Genomic DNA, 17391 nt, shown 5'->3' with positions numbered 1-17391 from the left:
TTTATTTCCTTATCCGTGCTCAGAGAGAAAGTGGGCACCACTTCAGCTCTCCTATCTTCAGCATTGGCGCGAACTTGTCAAACCCAACCGACGTAATAATCACATTTTTTACGTTATTCAAACGCTTTGCTTACTTTGCCAGCGCAAATTACTTGGTTAATTCAAACAGTGCCATGGCTTCGATATGGTGTGTTTGTGGGAACATGTCGATAAGTCCCAATTGCTGTAATCGGTAACCGCGCTCTAACAGTACTGCACTATCGCGGGCCAAGCTCGCAGGATTACAAGATACATACACGACTTTGCGTGGCTTCATCTTCTTAAGCCATTGCAAGCTTTCAAATGCCCCAGCACGGGCGGGATCGAGCAGTAATTTATCAATCTTGCCCATCCAAGGCTCAAGGGATAAATCCGCACTTAAATCGCCGTGGTAAAAGGTCAGTTTATCCAGATTGTTAGCTTTCGCGTTCACCCGTGCCTGAATCACCATCTCGGCAACCCCTTCGACGCCAATCACATCAGCGCCCATTTTCGCTAAGGGCAAACTGAAATTACCCATGCCGCAGAACAAATCCAAAATGCGCTCATCTGGCGCTGGCGCTAACCAATCCATCGCTTGAGCGACCATGGCCTTGTTAATCTGTCCGTTCACTTGCACAAAGTTACCTGGGGTGAAACTTAAGCTCACCGCATGCGACTGCGTATTTTCATCTAGCAGTTGATAAACAGGTAACACTAACTCAGCGCCGACGCCTTGGAATTGGCCTTCGTTGTCCTGCAGACAAATATGGATCTGATGCAGCTCAGCAAAGGCTGACAACTTAGCGAGATCTTTATCATTTAGCGCCTTAGTGATACGCAGCACGGCGAAATGACCATTATCGGCGGCAATCAACTCAAGATGGCCTAAGCTGGCTTTAGCCGACAATTGGTTCAGTAACTTAGCAAAGGGTACGATCAAGTCCGATAACGGCTTAGCTAACACCAGACATTGACTGATTGGCACCACACTACTGCTACTGGCGGCGCGAAAGCCTAAACTTAAGTGCTTGGTATTTTTATCAAATAAAGTTGCAAGACGGGCGCGGCGACGATAATGCCAACCTTCACCCGTTAATGCGGGTGATAACGTGCCGCCTTCGGCACCGGCAAACTTAGCCATAATATCCAGCAACGCGGCTTCTTTATGCTCACGCTGACCCGATAATGACATATGCTGTAAGTCGCAGCCGCCGCAGGTGTGGTAGTGTGGACACTCAGGCTCAACGCGCTCAGGACTTGATGAATCGACTTTAATCAACTTGGCACGGGCATAATTTTTCTTTTGCTCGGTGAGCTGTACCGTTACGGTTTCATCGGGCAAAGCGCCAGGGATAAACACGACTTTACCTTGATGTTGTGCTATACCAGCACCTAAGTGATCGAGCTGTTCTACGCTCAGCGATAACTTAGCCGACAACTGTTTGGAACTATTTGGTTTTGCTTTAAAAAATTGCGCCATTTCGGCCTCTAAATCAATAAAATACTGGCAAAGACCGCCCTCTTTCTGGCAGTCTTATAAAATTATCTTAGTCTCTGTCACAGGAAACACCGCCGCTGCTATGAACCCTGTCAACAACATGACCAAATACAGCCTACGTTCTTGGGTTCTTGTGCTGGCGCTCGCGCCAACAATCTTGGTCGGTATCCTTCTGGGCAGCTACTTTACCATAAACCGTTTTTATGAGCTCGAAGATACGCTCGTCGAACAGGGCAGCAATATTATCGAGCCACTGTCGATTGCCAGTGAGATCGGCTTAGTGGCGAATGATCGCGAGGCGACCAAACGCTTACTCGCGGCGGCACAGCTCAACAAATCCACCTTAGTAAAATCCATCGCGATTTTCGATGCTAATAATCAACTCTTTGTGACCTCCCACTATCACAAAGACTTTGAGATTATGCGCTACAAAGAAGCACTCAACACGCTGCATAAAACCGAAATTGAACATGTGGACGACAGCCTTATTTTACGGACGCCCATTTTTGCCACAGGCCCCATTGCTGCTCCCGCTAATTACGATATCCAGACAGACGATGGTCATCTTTTAGGTTATATCTCGATAATAATCAATAAAGAACGCGCCTTGTTAGAGCAACATAGAGCCGCAGTCGCCGCCTTTATTATCGTGTTGATCGGCGTGCAGTTAAACCTGCTATTTACTTTCCGGCTAGTGAAAAACGTCACTCAGCCCATTACTGAAATGGTGCGCGTCGTCGCTAAAATCCGTGAAGGTAAATTGGACGCCCGCTTAGATGGCAACTTGATTGGTGAGCTGGACTTACTCAAACGCGGCATCAATGCCATGGCAGGTTCGTTGTCAGAATACCATGATGAGATGCAGCAAAATATCGACCAAGCGACGTCGGATCTGCGGGAAACCTTAGAGCAGATTGAAATCCAAAACGTCGAGCTGGATTTAGCTAAAAAACGCGCCCTAGAAGCCAGCCGAATTAAATCTGAATTCTTAGCGAATATGTCCCACGAGTTACGTACGCCGCTCAATGGCGTTATCGGTTTTGCTCGGCAATTAGTCAAAACACCATTGCATTCGAGCCAAGTCGATTACATCAAGACCATAGAACGCAGCGCCACTAACCTGCTGGGTATCATCAACGACATTCTCGACTTTTCTAAACTCGAAGCCGGTAAAATGGTGTTAGAAAACATGCCCTTCGGCCTTAGGGAAACCATAAGCGATACGATTACCTTGATCTCCGGCAGCGCCCAGGCCAAAGGCCTAGAACTCGTCGTCGATATCGCCCCCAACGTGCCCGACAATGTCAATGGCGATGCTATGCGCGTATGCCAAATCATCAATAACTTGGTTGGTAACGCGATTAAATTCACTGACTCTGGCAGCGTGATGGTCAAAATCGAACTGCAGAGCCAATCGGATGAACAAGTGGTACTGCGCTGTGATGTGGTCGACACAGGTATCGGCATCGATGAAAGCCAGCAGGACTTTTTATTTCAAGCCTTTGGCCAAGCAGACTCGTCGATTTCGCGCCGCTTTGGTGGCACCGGCTTAGGTTTAGTGATCACTAAACGTTTAGTGAATCAAATGGGTGGCCAAATCGGCTTTACTTCATCCCCAGAAAAAGGCTCAAACTTCTGGTTCAGTTTGCCGCTCGGCTTAGGTCAATTCCAAATCGGTGACTCACTGCCGCTCGAAAAACTCAAAGACAAAACCATACTGTTTTACGAACCGCGGGTACTCACCCACGCAGTATTAAGCCGCCAATTGAATCAATGGGATACAAAAGTCACCCATCATCAGCATATTCCAAGCTTGTTGACTACGCTCACCACGGCCGAAGCGCCATACGACTATGTTCTCTTGAGTTGCCATGGGTTTAGCGATTCAGCACAACTGGTAAGTACACTAAACTTAGCGAAGACCAAAACAGATTGCCTTATAGTGCTATACGATTGCCAAGAACAGGATGCCTTAACCCAATTTATTCGCCCGAATGCCGATGTGGTGTTGTCTCTGCCAGTCAGTGAGCATCAGCTTGCGCGCAACTTACTCTATCCACCGATGGAGTACGACATCATAGCCCCTGCGACAATATCAACGCCGGTTGCGCGCCAATCTTTAACCGTGCTCGCGGTAGATGATAACTTTGCCAACTTAAAACTGATTGATACTTTACTCAGCGAATTAGTGACGACTGTGGTTGCCGTCAACAGTGGTGATGAGGCAGTTAAACAGGCGAAGACTCGCACCTTCGACTTGATCTTTATGGATATCCAAATGCCTGGCACAGATGGCATTAGTGCCACGAAGCAAATTCGCCAAGGCTCGATGAACCGCAACACGCCGATAATTGCCGTGACAGCCCATGCCATTGCCGAAGAACGCGAACTGATTTTAGGCAGTGGTATGGACGGATATTTACCGAAACCTATTGATGAAGCGGCGCTCAAAGACATTATTCATCGCTGGATCACTCGACCTAAGTTCACCCATTTTGACCTGCATACGCTGAACTGGGATTTATGCTTAACCCAAGCCAATCACAAGGCCGATCTCGCCTTAGATATGCTCAGAATGTTGCTCGACTCATTGCCGCAAACCGTGGCGACGATTCAAACGGCGCTAAGTCAAAACGATCACCCTGTCATGCTCAGTACTATCCATAAGCTGCATGGTGCGAGCTGCTACTGCGGCGTGCCCACCACACAAAGGTTATGCCAAGAAATTGAATCAGCACTAAAACGTGAAACATCGGTTGAAGATCTCGAACCCGAAATACTAGAGTTACTTGATGAGTTAACTAAGGTAGAATCTGCGGCAAATCAAGTGATATCACAGCTATCAGCGGAAATAACAGATGACCAAAAAAACGGGCTTCTTTAAACGTCTCAAGGCGTTAACACTGCCACAAAAACAACTCTTTGCCACTGCACTTTGCCAACGTATGTTGCCCAACTATCAACTGTTTTCCGAAGTTTGTGAGTTTGGCGATCCTACTGTGTTGAGTACCGCATTAGAACTATTGTGGCAATCCCAGTACGACTCCAAGCTCAAATTCAATGTCGATGTGCATCTGCAACGCTTGGAAGATAACACCCCAGATCCTGCTGATTTTGAAGCCTATGGCGTCTACCCTGCTATGGATGCAGTGGTCGCCATATCGACCTTACTGGGTGCGATTCAAGGCAAAATTGAAGAAGACATAGTCAATATCAGCAAATTGTCATCCAGCACAGTGGCTAACTACATCGAAGCGATCAGCGATGTCGATTTGGTGGATGAAGCATTAGATGATTTCGTTTTCGCCCATGAAGTCATGGAAGAAGAGAAAGAATTACAAAATTCTCTGCTGGAAATTATTGAAGAAAATCCGAAGATCACTGCAGAACTGGTCAAAGGTTTACGCAAAGACATTATCGAAGCTGGCGTATCAAATATCGGTATCAGCGTCGCTTAATTGATAGGGGTGCTTGGGGTTACTCAAGCACCTATTATCCATGCAGAATAAGAAAGGGATCATCGTTTTACACCCTCACCAACGAATCCCGTCAAAGATATCCAGTTGCTATAAATAGCATCAATAAAGATTGAGTTATTCCAATGAGAAAGATTGTTTATCAAGGATTTATCTTAACCAATAGCGAAGGACGCACCGACAGTTGGAAACTGACCATCAAAGATCAACAGCGTATCGGTTCTTTATTTGAACTACGGCGTTTAGTGGGATACTTCTTAGAACTCGGCATACTGCCCGCGACACGCTCCAGCCTGCAAGACGCAAAACAAACGCAAAACACCATGAGCAAAAACACCGTAAAACCTAAAAGACGCTAAAAATCAGTTCCCTTATTAAAGAATAACTCGGTTAAATCAACGCATAGAGAATAACTCTGGCGCCTTTGACTGCATAAACTCAATAAAGACTCTTACCTTTAGCGGCTGCTGGCTGCGCTGATGATATAAAATCGAAATTCGCCTCTGTTCGCCAATCCATTCAGGCAGTAATACTTTGAGTTTTCCCTCTTTAATCTGCTGTTTTACAAATAGTTCAGGACCATACAAGATCCCGCCATGGCCTAAGGTCGCCTGAATCGCTCCGTGTAAATCCGTGAGGGTGAGCTTAGTCGGGCCATTAAAATAAAAAGACTCGCCGCTTGGATGCTTTAAATGCCAATTAAACAGCGGCCAGACTTTTATCAGTTGATGGGCTTCAAGATCATCGGGATGCTCAAGTTTAGGTGCCTGAGCCAAATATTCTGGTGTGGCAAACAGGCAATAGTCGAGCTCGCCTAAGGTACTCGACACCCAAGAAGAATCAGGCTGAGCACCGCCAACAATCGCCACATCTATGCCTTTGTCGATCAAATCGACTAACTCATTGCTCTGGGAAATGTGCAAACGGATATCTGGATACAAACGGCCAAACTCATTCAATGCCTGAATAAACACAATGGAAATAATCGAAATCGGCGCGGCGATGCGTAAGGTTCCCTCGGGTTTATCACTGCCTAAACCACTTAGTTCATCAAATTGAGCAACCACACTCTGGTAGCGTTGAAAGAGCGCCAGCCCTTCCTCTGTCAATCGTAACTTGCGGGTGCTGCGCATAAAGAGCTGTTTATCGAGCTTCTCTTCCAACTTCGCTAACTTGCGGCTCACAGTGGCGATGGGCATATCGAGCTCCTTCGCCGCCTGCGAAAAACTGCCCGCATTGACTAAATGCACAAAAAGATAGACAAGTTGTAGTTCAGCGCCTAAATCATCACTCATTGCATATCCTAATTTCACATATTGGGTATTGACGTTAAAACGCTAAATTCACTAAGTGATTGTGTTTTAAATCATTGAATTATTCACTTATACGACCATAGCGCAATAGCCTTAGATTGAAATGGTATGTTATTTTGTGGCGAGTTTTACTGCGCTGGCGCTAAATCTGGCTCTAAAGTGACATAAAAAGAAGCAAGTGCTGTAACTCTGTCCACCAAGAATCATAGCGACAGTAAAATGACGACGGTGGGCGAGTTTATTCAAATTTAATCGTAAGGATGAGTGAGGGAAATGACCATTTTAACCCCTCTGTTTGCCGTCTTCGGGATCATGTTGCTCGGTACACTAGTGCAAAAACTAAAACTCTTGCCCGTCGATACGGATCAAGTGCTAAACCAATATGTCTACTATATTGCGTTCCCTGCAATCATGCTTATCGCCCTCGCCCAGCAGCCGATTGACGAGATTTTGCAATGGGGATTTATTGCGGGCTACAGCACAGCTATGGTAATCACTTATCTTGTCTGCCTTGGGCTATCGCTGATCGCTAACCCTAAACAGCATGCGGTTGCCGCTATTCGAGCCCTCAATGCCACCTTTGGTAATACGGCATTTATTGGTATTCCACTGCTCATCATCCTCTTTCCGCAGCAACAAAGTGCCTTAGTCGCCGCCGCGATTGCCAGCTTATTATCCGTGCTGATGTTTGCCGTCGCCTTAGTCTCGATGGAACTGGCCACTAACACCCAAAGACAACACCACGCCTTAGTCATAATGGCGATGGCGGTCGGTAAAAACCCTATCGTTATTGGTAGCTTAATTGGCGTCGGCATTTCGGCGCTAGAGATAAAACTGCCGTCAGGGCTGGCGCTAATGATCCAGCAAATAGGCAATACCTCAAGCCCCTGCGCCCTATTTGCTATCGGCATGGTACTCGCCAAAGCGATGCGCTACCAGAAAGATAGCAGCGTATTTAGCCCCAAGAATTTTATCGAACTGAGCCTTATCAACCTCTTCAAGCTGGCTATCCAACCTGCACTCGTCTACTTTATGCTTAACCGTTTTGGAGTAAGTGGTGACTACCTGATCATGGGCGTGATCTTGAGCGCACTGCCCACCGCGGCTAGCGTGTACTTACTTGCCCAGCGTTATAACACTCAGGCTTCAACCAGTGCTCAAGGCATTCTATTTGGCACCTTAGTCACTTTCTTCAGTTTACCTATCTTAGAAAGCTTAGTAAGAACCTATGCATAATCAGTTAATTAAAAATATTTACTACCGATAATGCCGATTATTTACCCAAGCCACTTTACTGTATATAAAATCAGTATATACTGTTTATCAATACAGTGGTTTGGTATGTTTTTCGACAGGAATTCACTATGCTTTGCCAACTCAGCATTAATAACTTCGCTATCGTCCGTTTTTTAGAACTGGATTTTCGCCCCGGTATGACCAGCATCACAGGTGAAACTGGTGCGGGTAAATCGATTGCCATCGATGCGCTAGGCCTATGCCTAGGCAATCGCGCCGATGCCAGCAGTGTTCGTCCCGGAGCCAATAAAACCGAGGTCAGCGCCCGCTTTTCCTTGGATGATATTCCATTGGCGAAACGTTGGTTAGAAGATAACGATCTTGAACTCGATGATGAATGCATACTACGTCGGACCATTGGTAGCGATGGCCGTTCACGCGCCTACATCAATGGGAATCCAGTGCCGCTGACGCAACTCAAATTACTGGGTCAGTTGCTCATCGGTATTCACGGCCAACATGCGCACCATGCGATGTTAAAAAGTGAACATCAACTCACCCTGCTCGACAGTTATGCCAACCACAGATTACTTATCGATACGGTTGCCGCCAGCTTTCAACGCTGCAAGCAAATTGAGGCTGACCTAAAACAACTCGAAGCCTCACAGCATGAACGTATTGCCCGTAAGCAATTAGTGCAATATCAAGTAGAAGAACTCGATGAGTTTGATCTTAAAGTTGATGAGTTCGATGAAATTGAGCAAGAGCACAAACGCTTAGCCAATGGCACTGAGTTGATTGACACCTGTCAAGCGAGCTTAGATATACTCACTGAAGGCGAAGAGAACAACATAGAGTCGTTGCTCAATCGAGTCGTTTCCCTCGCCGAAGATCTGCAAAGCTACGATCCTGCATTAAGCAATATCAATACTATGCTCAATGATGCCTTAATCCAAGTGCAAGAAAGTGCCGGCGAATTACAGCACTATTTGAGTAAGCTTGAACTCGATCCAACCCACTTTGCCTATTTAGAAGAACGGCTATCAAAAGCCATGCAACTGGCGCGCAAACACCATGTCAGCCCGAATAAGCTGGCGGAACATCATCTAGCATTAAAGACAGAGCTCAGCAGCTTAGACAGTGATGAAAGTAAACTTGAAGAAATTCAGCTTCAAGTCGAGGCAAGTAGAGCCGCTTATCTTAGCAATGCGCAAAAGCTCAGCCAAAGCCGTGCCCGCTATGCTAAAGAACTCGACAAACTGGTGACTCAGTCAATCCACGAACTGAATATGCCTAAGGGTAAATTTACGATCGAAGTCAATTTCCACCCCGAGCAAATGTCAGCCAATGGCAGTGACAATATCGAATTTATGGTAACCACTAACCCTGGCCAACCTTTGCAACCGATTTCGAAAGTCGCGTCTGGCGGTGAGCTCTCACGGATAGGGCTAGGGATCCAAGTGATTACCGCGAAGAAAGTTGCCACACCGACATTAATTTTCGATGAGGTGGATGTCGGGATTTCCGGCCCCACCGCAGCAGTGGTGGGCCGCATGTTACGCAGCTTAGGGGAATCGACCCAAGTACTGTGCGTGACTCACTTGCCGCAAGTTGCGGGCAATGGTCATCAACACATGTTTGTCGATAAATTTAATAAGGCAGGCAGTACTGAGACCACAATGAAATCGCTCGATCGTGAGCAGCGTATCCAAGAGCTTGCAAGACTGTTAGGTGGCGATACTATCACCAGCAATACCCTCGCGAACGCAAGGGAACTGCTGCAATAGTAGTATGAATCAGATAACGAATGAGATCGCTAACCGCTTGAATCTACACACTCTATATCACAAGCTAAGGGGCTATATCAAAGCTAAGAATTAGTTGTTGGTCATGCTAACTAACATGTCAGGTTAACTATCATGTTAGGTTAGCGATAATGTTAGCTAACACACCAGACTAGCCCTTGCAGACAAATAAACGAAAACACGCCCGCTAAGACATCGTCAATCATAATGCCAAAGCCACCATGAACTTTGGCATCGAGCCATCGAATAGGCCAAGGTTTGATGATGTCGAAAAAGCGAAATAAACCAAAGCCCACTAATAGCCAACCCCAACCACTTGGTGCCGCTAGCATAGTGATCAGTAGTCCAACCACTTCATCCCACACAATAGCACCGTGATCGTGAACACCCATGTCTTGCGCCGCTTTACCACAGATATAAAATCCTGCGAATACACCCACTAAGGTTAAGCCGATATACCAAGCAAGTGGTAAGGGCGCCATCAATAAATAGAGGGGAATAGCAGCTAAGGTACCAAAGGTTCCGGGCGCTTTAGCCGCGAGTCCGCTACCAAATCCGAGTGCCAAAAAGTGGACAGGATTTTTTAATGACAGGCGCGTTAGCACCTGATCCTTTGACAACCATTTCATTAACATGCTCTTAGCTTAAAAGTGCTCGAAACCGTGATAAGGCGGCGCAAACGGCTCGCCATTGAGTTGCAACTTGAGCTTACTGCCCGCACAAATTTGTCCAACACGAACAAACTTTGCTCCTGCATGGCTCAAGGCAGTTTCCAGTGCGCCCTTTTGCGCCTCAGGAACGGTGAACAGCAGTTCGTAATCTTCGCCCCCTGTCAGCGCATAACCTAAAGCACTTTCCTCGCTGACGGTATCTTGCATCGCGCGTGACAGCGGGATGCAATTAACATCGACAACCGCACCGACTGCCGAAGCCTTAAGCACATGACCGATATCCGAGATAAACCCGTCGGAAAGATCGATTGCACTGGAGGCAAGCGAGCGCAAAGCTTGGCCGGCTAAGACTCTTGGTGTTGGACGATAATGGCGATTAATCAGGAATTCTTTATGTTCGGCTCTGGCTTGCTGCGCACCGCGAATGATATCCAGACCTAAGGCCGAATCTCCGAGCGTGCCCGTAACATAAATCCAATCACCGGCTTTAGCACCATGACGCGTGAGGGCCTTCCCCTGTGGGACTTGGCCGTGCACTGTGATATTAATCGCCCGTGGGCCACGCGTCGTATCGCCGCCAATTAAGGCGATGCCATAGTAATCGGCCGCTTCAAATAAACCTTCGCTAAAACCACTGAGCCAAGTTTCATCGACTGCGGGTAACGTCAAGGCAAGCGTCATCCACGCAGGTTCAGCACCCATGGCAGCCAGATCAGATAAATTTACCGCTAAGGCTTTGTAACCTAAGGCAGCGGGAGGCATATCGGGGAAGAAGTGGACATTTTCGACTAAGGTGTCACAAGAGATAGCAATCGACTTGTTTTCTGCGGGTTGCACTAAAGCGCAATCGTCACCGATTCCAAGCTTCACATCACGGCGAGTAGGGCCGCGGTTGCTAAAATAACATTCAATTAATTGGAATTCTTTCACTGTACAGTTTGGCACGACTTACATCGGCCACCTTTGTTAGCAATGAAAAACGGTATCCTAAGATACCGTTTGTCTTTATTACTTGCGTGCAACCAGTTTGTCGAGCAGTCCGTTCACAAACTTATGACTCTCGTCCGCACCGAAAGCTTTTGCCAACTCAATCGCTTCGTTAATCGCGACCTTGTAGGGCACATCTTTACGGAAAGTCAGCTCATAGGTCGCTAAACGAACTATGGCTTTCTCAACTGGAGACACCTCATCAATCGGGCGTTCCAGATGCGGGATGATCAGCTCATCCAATTGAGTTTTCTTCGTTGCAACGCCTGAAAATAGCTCACGAAAATAAGCTACATCAACACCGTCAAGACTTTGTTCAGTTAAAAACTCATGCTCGACATCGGCAATATTATTCCCGCTTAGTTGCCATGAATAGATGGCTTGAACGGCTAAACGGCGGGCCTTGCGGCGCTCAGAAGGCTTCATTATTTTTCCTACTATAACAACTGTTGTTCAAGTTCTTGCAGAACATTGACCATTTCAAGCAGGCTTAAAGCAGCTTCGCCGCCTTTGTTACCCGCTTTGGTACCTGAACGTTCAATCGCTTGTTCAATGGTATCAGTGGTCAAAACACCGAAAGCAACAGGCAGATCAAATTCTAAAGCAACTTGAGCTAGACCTTTATTACATTCGCCTGCAACAAAATCAAAATGAGGAGTACCACCACGGATCACCGCACCTAATGCGATAATACCGTCGAATTTACCACTGGCAGCTACGCGACGCGCAGCTAGCGGCAACTCAACCGCACCTGGTACACGGACAACAGTGATATTGTCGTCGCTGACTTGGCCAAAACGTTTCAGCGTGTCAAGTGCACCTTCAAGCAAGCTCTCAACTAAAAAGCTGTTGAAACGCGAAATTACAATCGCAACTTTGGCATTTTTCGCTTCGATATTACCTTGAACTACGTTCATTATCTTACCTAATTTAGCTAAAGCACCCAGCTCGGGGCGAAAAGTGGCGACATGATATCACAGCCAATTGCCCAGAGCCCTATGCAAATTATCAGAAATTGTTAATTTTACTTCAGTGTAACTTTGGGTTTCAGTCCGCCACATACTCAGTCACTTCAAGGCCAAAGCCTGAAAGTGAATGGTAGCGTTTAGGCGAGCTGAGCAGACGCATCTTAGTCACGCCAAGGCCAGCGAGAATTTGCGAGCCAACACCCACTCGGCGCGACGTCCCCTGCCATTTTGCAGAAGCAGGCGCTTGGCCTTGATCTTCAGCTTCAAAGGCTTTCACCTTAGAGAGGATTTCACAGGGATGTTCTTGATTCCCGAGTAAAACCAATACACCACCTTCTGCAGAAATACGCTCCATCGCCTTTTCGAGTGGCCAGCTGCGTTGCTGATCGCGCTCTGAGTGGAGTAAATCGTTGAAGGTATTTTGCAAATGCACGCGCACCAAACAATCTTCTTTCACCTCACCTTTGACTAAGGCAAAGTGCAGTTGATTGTCGATAGTGTCTCTGAAGGTCACCATGTCGAACTCGCCGAAACGGGTCGGTAGTTTGCATTTAGCTTCACGCACAACCGTGGTTTCTTTGGTGTTGCGATACTCGATTAAAGCCGCAATAGTGCCGATTTTGATGCCATGCAACTCGGAGAAAATCTCTAAATCTGGGCGACGTGCCATAGTGCCGTCTTCGTTCAAAATCTCAACGATAACGCCCGATGGCTCAAGTCCCGCAAGACGGGCTAAATCACAGCCAGCTTCAGTGTGGCCTGCGCGGGTTAATACGCCGCCGTCCTGTGCCATTAGCGGGAAGATGTGCCCTGGTTGCACTAAATCAGACGCTTTAGCCTCCTTAGCCACAGCCGCTTTCACCGTTACAGCGCGATCGTGGGCCGAAATACCGGTAGTCACACCTTCTGCCGCTTCAATAGAAACCGTAAAGTTAGTCGAGAACTGGGCGTTATTATTCGTCACCATTAAGGGGAGATTTAACTGCTGGCAACGGGCTTTAGTCATGGTCTGGCAAATAAGCCCACGGCCATATTTCGCCATAAAGTTAATCGCTTCTGGCGTGACCATTTCGGCCGCCATGATCAAATCACCTTCGTTTTCTCTGTCTTCGTCATCCATCAAAATAACCATTTTGCCTTGACGAATATCTTCGATGATCTCTTCTATACTGTGCAGCGCCATTGTAGGACCTTATGATTTTGCTGTTATTATGAAATTCTATACCTAAATAACCTAAGCTGCCGATAAGCTTAAGTTAAATAATCTGCTCCTGTGCACTAACGCACAAAGCCGGCACGGGCTAACATTTCCATGGTGACGCCACCGCTCTTGCTGTCTTTGCCATCATAATTCATCAAGCGTTCAAGATAACGGGCGATTAAATCCACTTCGATATTCACCTTATCGCCCGCTTGCAGGTCGATTAACGTGGTTTCCCCCGCGGTATGCGGCACTATGGTCAAGCGGAATCGACTGCCGTCCACTTCGTTAACCGTCAGACTCACACCATCAATGGTGATGGAACCTTTATGGGCAATGTAACGCCCAAGCTCTACGGGTGCGGCTAACCAAAACTCGATAGCTTGACCACGCACTAGGCGTTGCTCAACCATAGCAATACCGTCTACATGGCCGCTGACCATGTGTCCGCCTAGGCGTGTGGTTGGGGTGACGGCTTTTTCAAGATTAACCTTAGTGCCCACTTTGTAGTGAGCAAAGCCAGTTAGACTCACAGTTTCGGCTGATACATCAGCCACATAGCCGTCGGCTAATTGCTGCACAACCGTTAAACACACACCGTTGGTGGCAATACTGTCGCCTAAACGCACATCGTTTAAATCCAGTTTGCCGCTCGCCACGGTAAGACGAATATCATCGCCTTTACGCTCCAGTTTGCGCAGGGTGCCAACGGCTTCAATAATCCCAGTAAACATGGTTAACTCACTTAATTAAATAAAGAAGTAATAAGGCATAAGACTCAAGGTTAAACGGTTATCTTGCTCCAATTCGATTTAGATAAAGAGGTATCAAGCATAACGCTCAAAGTTAAACGGGTATCTGGCCCTAATTTGCGCTCATCTACCAAAATTAGTGCAGGAATGTGTGCCATGGTTTGATAATCGGGCAATTGCAGCAGATTACGCCCATACCCACCGAGGATTTTCATCGCTTGGTACAGCACTAACTCATCGGCAAGCCCCTGCGCTAAAAATGCGCCCGCTAAGGTTGCACCCGCTTCCACCAGCACGTGATTACAGCTTTGGCCTAAATAGCTTAATAGTTCAGGCAATGAGACGCGACCTGCAATTGCAGGTAACACGAGGCAACTCACATGGGAGGGCAATTGTGCTTGAAACTCTGCGGAATAAGCCACGGTCGAGACCAAGAGTATGGGCGATACGATAGCCAAGCAGGCGGCCGATAACGGCAAACGGGCGCGACTGTCGAGTATCACTCTTAATGGCTGCAGTAATTGCGCCTCGGTTACACTGTCTTTTAAGCTGCCAAGTTCCTGATAACGCACATTGAGTGAGGGATCGTCCGCCAGTATGGTTTCAATTCCCGTGACCAGTGCACAAGAACGTAAACGTAATCGCTGCACGTCGCGACGAGATTCTGGACCGGTTATCCATTTAGACACACCGTTAGACAGCGCGGTTTTACCATCGAGACTCGCAGCCAATTTTACTGTAACTCTGGGTAAACCCGATTCCATCCGCTTCATAAAGCCTAAATTCAAGGCATAGGCTTCATCGCGATGTAATCCCACATCCACTTCAATACCGGCGTCACGCAGCATTTGAATGCCACGACCACCTACTTGCGGATTAGGATCTTCCACCGCGACCACCACACGTTTAACGCCAATATTGATCAGCGCCAAGGCGCAGGGCGGCGTGCGGCCATAATGGCTGCAGGGCTCTAAAGTGACATAGGCCGTTGCGCCGCGGGCGCGTTCGCCAGCCATACGTAGCGCATGCACTTCGGCGTGGGGTTCACCCGCTTTTTGATGATAACCTTCACCGATGATTTGATTATCTTTAACGATAACGCAGCCCACACAGGGATTGGGTCTTGTGGTGTAAAAGCCTTTGCGCGCCAATTGAATCGCGCGGCTCATCATTTGGGTATCGAGTACGGACCAACTTATGTTCAAGCTCATGTTCAACCCTGTTGTTAAAGGTTTCGGCTTTCACCAGTCTTACAAACCTGTCTTTTAAATTTGTGCTTTCACGCCAATCGCTCGTACACGTCTGCCTTGTCGGCGACAAAACTCAATGACTACTTTTGCAGCTTGGCGATGGCTTCGCCAAATTCAGACACGTCTTCAAAGGCGCGGTACACAGAAGCGAAACGAATGTAGGCGACTTTATCTAGGCTCATCAATTGCTCCATCATTAAGTTACCCACCATTTCTGACGGCACTTCCCGCTCGCCAGTGGCGCGCAGAGTAGACTTGATTTTGCTGAGTGCTTGCTCTATTTCATCCATAGATACGGGGCGTTTTTCAACGGCGCGCAACATGCCACCTTGGAGTTTTTCTTCATCAAAGGGTTGGCGTGAACCATCGCGCTTAATCACCCTAGGCATAACTAATTCGGCGCCTTCGAAGGTGGTAAATCTTTCATGACATTCGGTGCATTCTCGGCGACGGCGCACTTGGTGGCCTTCTGCCACTAATCGGGAATCGATGACTTTAGTATCTGTCGCGCTACAAAATGGACAATGCATTGAGCCTCCTGCCAGTGAATGGTGGTAAAGCGTTAATGGCTTTACCTGTTAAATCTCAGTCAAACGCAATGGATTTAAACCTAAGATTTTACCAATAAAAATGGCCGCGAGATGCGGCCATGAGATTTTATCCTATTTATGGGCTGAGGTTAACTACCTGAGCTTAACAACCTAATGTTAAGTGCCTGATGCTAAGTACCTGATGCTAAATACCTGATGTTAAGTGCCTGATGCTAAATACCTGATGTGATAAGTATCAAGTCTGTCGGCGGTCAATCTCGGCCCTTCATCTACTAAGCGTAGATGCATAGGCAAATTAGCCGTAAACAGGGAAACGTGCGCAAAGTGCCAATACTTGGCCTTTAACACGCTCAATCACAGCAGGATTGCTTGCATCATCAAGGATGTCACAAATCCAGCCCGTCAGCTCTTTCGATTCCGCTTCTTTAAAGCCACGGCGCGTAATAGCTGGCGTACCGATACGCACACCAGAGGTCACAAAGGGTGAACGTGGGTCGTTTGGCACTGAATTTTTGTTCACGGTAATGTTAGCGCTACCTAAGGCGGCATCGGCTTCTTTACCCGTTAAGTCACGACCAATCAGGTCAACTAGCATTAAGTGGTTGCTGGTTCCGCCAGAGACGATTTTGTAACCGCGCTCAAGGAACACTTCAACCATAGCTTTAGCGTTGTTAACCACTTGCTGTTGGTAAACTTTAAATTCTGGCTCTAGGGCTTCTTTGAACGCCACCGCTTTACCTGCGATAACGTGCATCAATGGGCCACCTTGACCGCCTGGGAATACCGCAGAGTTCAACTTTTTGTACAAGTCTTCATCGTCAGCAGCAGATAAGATCACGCCACCACGAGGACCCGCTAAGGTTTTGTGGGTCGTAGATGTCACAACGTGCGCGTGTGGTACTGGGTTTGGATAAACGCCCGCAGCAATAAGACCGGCAACGTGCGCCATATCAACAAATAGGTAAGCACCTATTTTATCTGCGATTTCACGCATTTTTGCCCAGTCAACGATACCTGAATAGGCAGAGAAACCGCCGATCATCATCTTAGGCTTGTGTTCTATGGCAATACGTTCCATCTCTTCGTAGTCAATTTTGCCAGACTCGTCGATACCGTAAGGAATGATGTTGTACAGTTTGCCAGAGAAGTTAACGGGTGAACCGTGGGTCAAGTGACCACCATGAGCTAAGTTCATGCCCAGTACGGTATCGCCAGGTTTTAACAATGCCATGTAAACCGCGCTGTTTGCCTGTGAACCTGAATGAGGTTGTACGTTAGCGTAAGTTGCGCCAAACAGTTGTTTAGCACGTTCAATCGCTAAGGTTTCAACTACGTCCACATACTCACAACCACCGTAGTAACGCTTGCCTGGATAGCCTTCAGCGTACTTATTGGTTAACTGTGAACCTTGCGCTTCCATCACGCGTGGACTGGTGTAGTTTTCAGAAGCAATCAGCTCAATATGCTCTTCTTGACGCAGAGTTTCATTCTGAATTGCGTTAAACAGTTCCGGATCATAATCTGCGATATTCATATCTTTTTTCAGCATTGCTTACTCCAGCTGCCAATTCTTATAGGTAGGGTTGCGCGGTATTCTACTCGGAACGCGGTCACAATCCCAGTATTTGAAACATGAAATTCCTGCAGATAGTGCTTGAACTT

General features: G+C 47.3%; 16 protein-coding genes. 5 read left to right on the top strand and 11 right to left on the bottom strand.

Features of this window, described 5'->3' with window-relative positions:
- Window positions 1–148 precede the first annotated feature (148 nt).
- A complete protein-coding gene (rlmD, locus tag L5L97_RS03950; protein WP_263181207.1) occupies window positions 149–1501 on the bottom strand; it encodes a 23S rRNA (uracil(1939)-C(5))-methyltransferase RlmD in 1353 nt (450 codons plus the stop codon).
- 100 nt (window positions 1502–1601) lie between these two features.
- Between rlmD and barA the strand changes: the two genes are divergently transcribed.
- The 3 genes from barA (at window position 1602) to L5L97_RS03935 (ending at window position 5354) form a co-directional block, all read left to right on the top strand.
- Window positions 1602–4403, top strand: a complete 2802-nt coding sequence (gene barA / locus L5L97_RS03945) for a two-component sensor histidine kinase BarA (RefSeq protein ID WP_105251754.1) — start codon at window positions 1602–1604, stop codon at window positions 4401–4403.
- Window positions 4378–4977, top strand: a complete 600-nt coding sequence (locus L5L97_RS03940; protein WP_028761381.1) for a YjaG family protein — start codon at window positions 4378–4380, stop codon at window positions 4975–4977. Before barA ends, L5L97_RS03940 begins: the two co-directional genes overlap by 26 nt.
- Window positions 4978–5120: 143 nt before the next feature.
- Window positions 5121–5354, top strand: coding sequence for a DUF3319 domain-containing protein (locus tag L5L97_RS03935; RefSeq protein ID WP_131523583.1), 234 nt, complete (start codon window positions 5121–5123; stop codon window positions 5352–5354).
- 36 nt (window positions 5355–5390) lie between these two features.
- Here the strand turns inward: L5L97_RS03935 and lldR are convergent, their stop codons facing one another.
- Complete coding sequence (lldR, locus tag L5L97_RS03930; RefSeq protein ID WP_105251752.1) at window positions 5391–6290, bottom strand: LysR family transcriptional regulator LldR; 900 nt, start codon at window positions 6288–6290, stop codon at window positions 5391–5393.
- Between the two features lie 291 nt (window positions 6291–6581).
- Here lldR and L5L97_RS03925 point away from each other — a divergent pair, with 291 nt between their 5' ends.
- Together L5L97_RS03925 and recN are read left to right on the top strand one after the other, a co-directional pair.
- Entirely contained in the window at window positions 6582–7544 is a 963-nt protein-coding gene (locus tag L5L97_RS03925) for an AEC family transporter (RefSeq protein WP_263146999.1), read from the top strand.
- Between the two features lie 128 nt (window positions 7545–7672).
- A complete protein-coding gene (gene recN / locus L5L97_RS03920) occupies window positions 7673–9331 on the top strand; it encodes a DNA repair protein RecN (RefSeq protein WP_263181205.1) in 1659 nt (552 codons plus the stop codon).
- Between the two features lie 152 nt (window positions 9332–9483).
- On the opposite strand, the gene L5L97_RS03915 is transcribed toward recN, so the two are convergent.
- The 9 genes from L5L97_RS03915 to glyA all read right to left on the bottom strand — a co-directional run bounded on the left by L5L97_RS03915 (window position 9484) and on the right by glyA (window position 17278).
- Entirely contained in the window at window positions 9484–9978 is a 495-nt protein-coding gene (locus L5L97_RS03915) for a phosphatidylglycerophosphatase A (protein WP_220590854.1), read from the bottom strand.
- Window positions 9979–9993: 15 nt separating this feature from the next.
- Window positions 9994–10950, bottom strand: coding sequence for a thiamine-phosphate kinase (gene thiL, locus L5L97_RS03910; RefSeq protein ID WP_263181307.1), 957 nt, complete (start codon window positions 10948–10950; stop codon window positions 9994–9996).
- 78 nt (window positions 10951–11028) lie between these two features.
- Window positions 11029–11433: a transcription antitermination factor NusB gene (gene nusB / locus L5L97_RS03905; RefSeq protein ID WP_006082638.1), complete on the bottom strand. Its 405-nt coding sequence runs from the start codon at window positions 11431–11433 to the stop codon at window positions 11029–11031.
- Between the two features lie 11 nt (window positions 11434–11444).
- Entirely contained in the window at window positions 11445–11924 is a 480-nt protein-coding gene (gene ribE, locus L5L97_RS03900; protein ID WP_006082639.1) for a 6,7-dimethyl-8-ribityllumazine synthase, read from the bottom strand.
- Window positions 11925–12054: 130 nt separating this feature from the next.
- On the bottom strand, window positions 12055–13158 hold the full coding sequence (gene ribBA, locus L5L97_RS03895) for a bifunctional 3,4-dihydroxy-2-butanone-4-phosphate synthase/GTP cyclohydrolase II (RefSeq protein ID WP_263181203.1): 1104 nt from the start codon (window positions 13156–13158) through the stop codon (window positions 12055–12057).
- A 95-nt stretch (window positions 13159–13253) separates the two neighbouring features.
- On the bottom strand, window positions 13254–13910 hold the full coding sequence (locus tag L5L97_RS03890; protein WP_263181202.1) for a riboflavin synthase: 657 nt from the start codon (window positions 13908–13910) through the stop codon (window positions 13254–13256).
- 50 nt (window positions 13911–13960) lie between these two features.
- On the bottom strand, window positions 13961–15139 hold the full coding sequence (ribD, locus tag L5L97_RS03885) for a bifunctional diaminohydroxyphosphoribosylaminopyrimidine deaminase/5-amino-6-(5-phosphoribosylamino)uracil reductase RibD (RefSeq protein ID WP_263146993.1): 1179 nt from the start codon (window positions 15137–15139) through the stop codon (window positions 13961–13963).
- Window positions 15140–15258: 119 nt separating this feature from the next.
- Window positions 15259–15708 carry a transcriptional regulator NrdR gene (nrdR, locus tag L5L97_RS03880; protein WP_006082643.1) on the bottom strand — a complete coding sequence of 150 codons (450 nt, stop codon included), beginning with the start codon at window positions 15706–15708 and terminating at the stop codon, window positions 15259–15261.
- A 316-nt stretch (window positions 15709–16024) separates the two neighbouring features.
- Window positions 16025–17278: a serine hydroxymethyltransferase gene (gene glyA, locus L5L97_RS03875; protein ID WP_263181201.1), complete on the bottom strand. Its 1254-nt coding sequence runs from the start codon at window positions 17276–17278 to the stop codon at window positions 16025–16027.
- Window positions 17279–17391: the final 113 nt, after the last annotated feature.

It is taken from the genome of Shewanella sp. SM71 (genome assembly GCF_025653905.1).
GTDB classification, from domain to species: domain Bacteria; phylum Pseudomonadota; class Gammaproteobacteria; order Enterobacterales; family Shewanellaceae; genus Shewanella; species Shewanella oncorhynchi.
Note: the sequence above shows the minus strand (reverse complement) of the source record. Positions and strands in the feature narration are given on the sequence as shown.

What these genes read in the sequence shown, in the direction of transcription:
- L5L97_RS03915 (WP_220590854.1), bottom strand. Translation starts at nt 9,978, where the DNA reads ATGAAATGGTTGTCAAAGGATCAGGTGCTAACGCGCCTGTCATTAAAA.
- L5L97_RS03940 (WP_028761381.1), top strand. Translation starts at nt 4,378, where the DNA reads ATGACCAAAAAAACGGGCTTCTTTAAACGTCTCAAGGCGTTAACACTG.
- barA (WP_105251754.1), top strand. Translation starts at nt 1,602, where the DNA reads ATGAACCCTGTCAACAACATGACCAAATACAGCCTACGTTCTTGGGTT.
- ribBA (WP_263181203.1), bottom strand. Translation starts at nt 13,158, where the DNA reads ATGGCGCTGCACAGTATAGAAGAGATCATCGAAGATATTCGTCAAGGC.
- L5L97_RS03925 (WP_263146999.1), top strand. Translation starts at nt 6,582, where the DNA reads ATGACCATTTTAACCCCTCTGTTTGCCGTCTTCGGGATCATGTTGCTC.
- rlmD (WP_263181207.1), bottom strand. Translation starts at nt 1,501, where the DNA reads ATGGCGCAATTTTTTAAAGCAAAACCAAATAGTTCCAAACAGTTGTCG.
- L5L97_RS03890 (WP_263181202.1), bottom strand. Translation starts at nt 13,910, where the DNA reads ATGTTTACTGGGATTATTGAAGCCGTTGGCACCCTGCGCAAACTGGAG.
- L5L97_RS03935 (WP_131523583.1), top strand. Translation starts at nt 5,121, where the DNA reads ATGAGAAAGATTGTTTATCAAGGATTTATCTTAACCAATAGCGAAGGA.
- nusB (WP_006082638.1), bottom strand. Translation starts at nt 11,433, where the DNA reads ATGAAGCCTTCTGAGCGCCGCAAGGCCCGCCGTTTAGCCGTTCAAGCC.
- recN (WP_263181205.1), top strand. Translation starts at nt 7,673, where the DNA reads ATGCTTTGCCAACTCAGCATTAATAACTTCGCTATCGTCCGTTTTTTA.
- glyA (WP_263181201.1), bottom strand. Translation starts at nt 17,278, where the DNA reads ATGCTGAAAAAAGATATGAATATCGCAGATTATGATCCGGAACTGTTT.
- lldR (WP_105251752.1), bottom strand. Translation starts at nt 6,290, where the DNA reads ATGAGTGATGATTTAGGCGCTGAACTACAACTTGTCTATCTTTTTGTG.
- ribD (WP_263146993.1), bottom strand. Translation starts at nt 15,139, where the DNA reads ATGAGCTTGAACATAAGTTGGTCCGTACTCGATACCCAAATGATGAGC.
- nrdR (WP_006082643.1), bottom strand. Translation starts at nt 15,708, where the DNA reads ATGCATTGTCCATTTTGTAGCGCGACAGATACTAAAGTCATCGATTCC.
- ribE (WP_006082639.1), bottom strand. Translation starts at nt 11,924, where the DNA reads ATGAACGTAGTTCAAGGTAATATCGAAGCGAAAAATGCCAAAGTTGCG.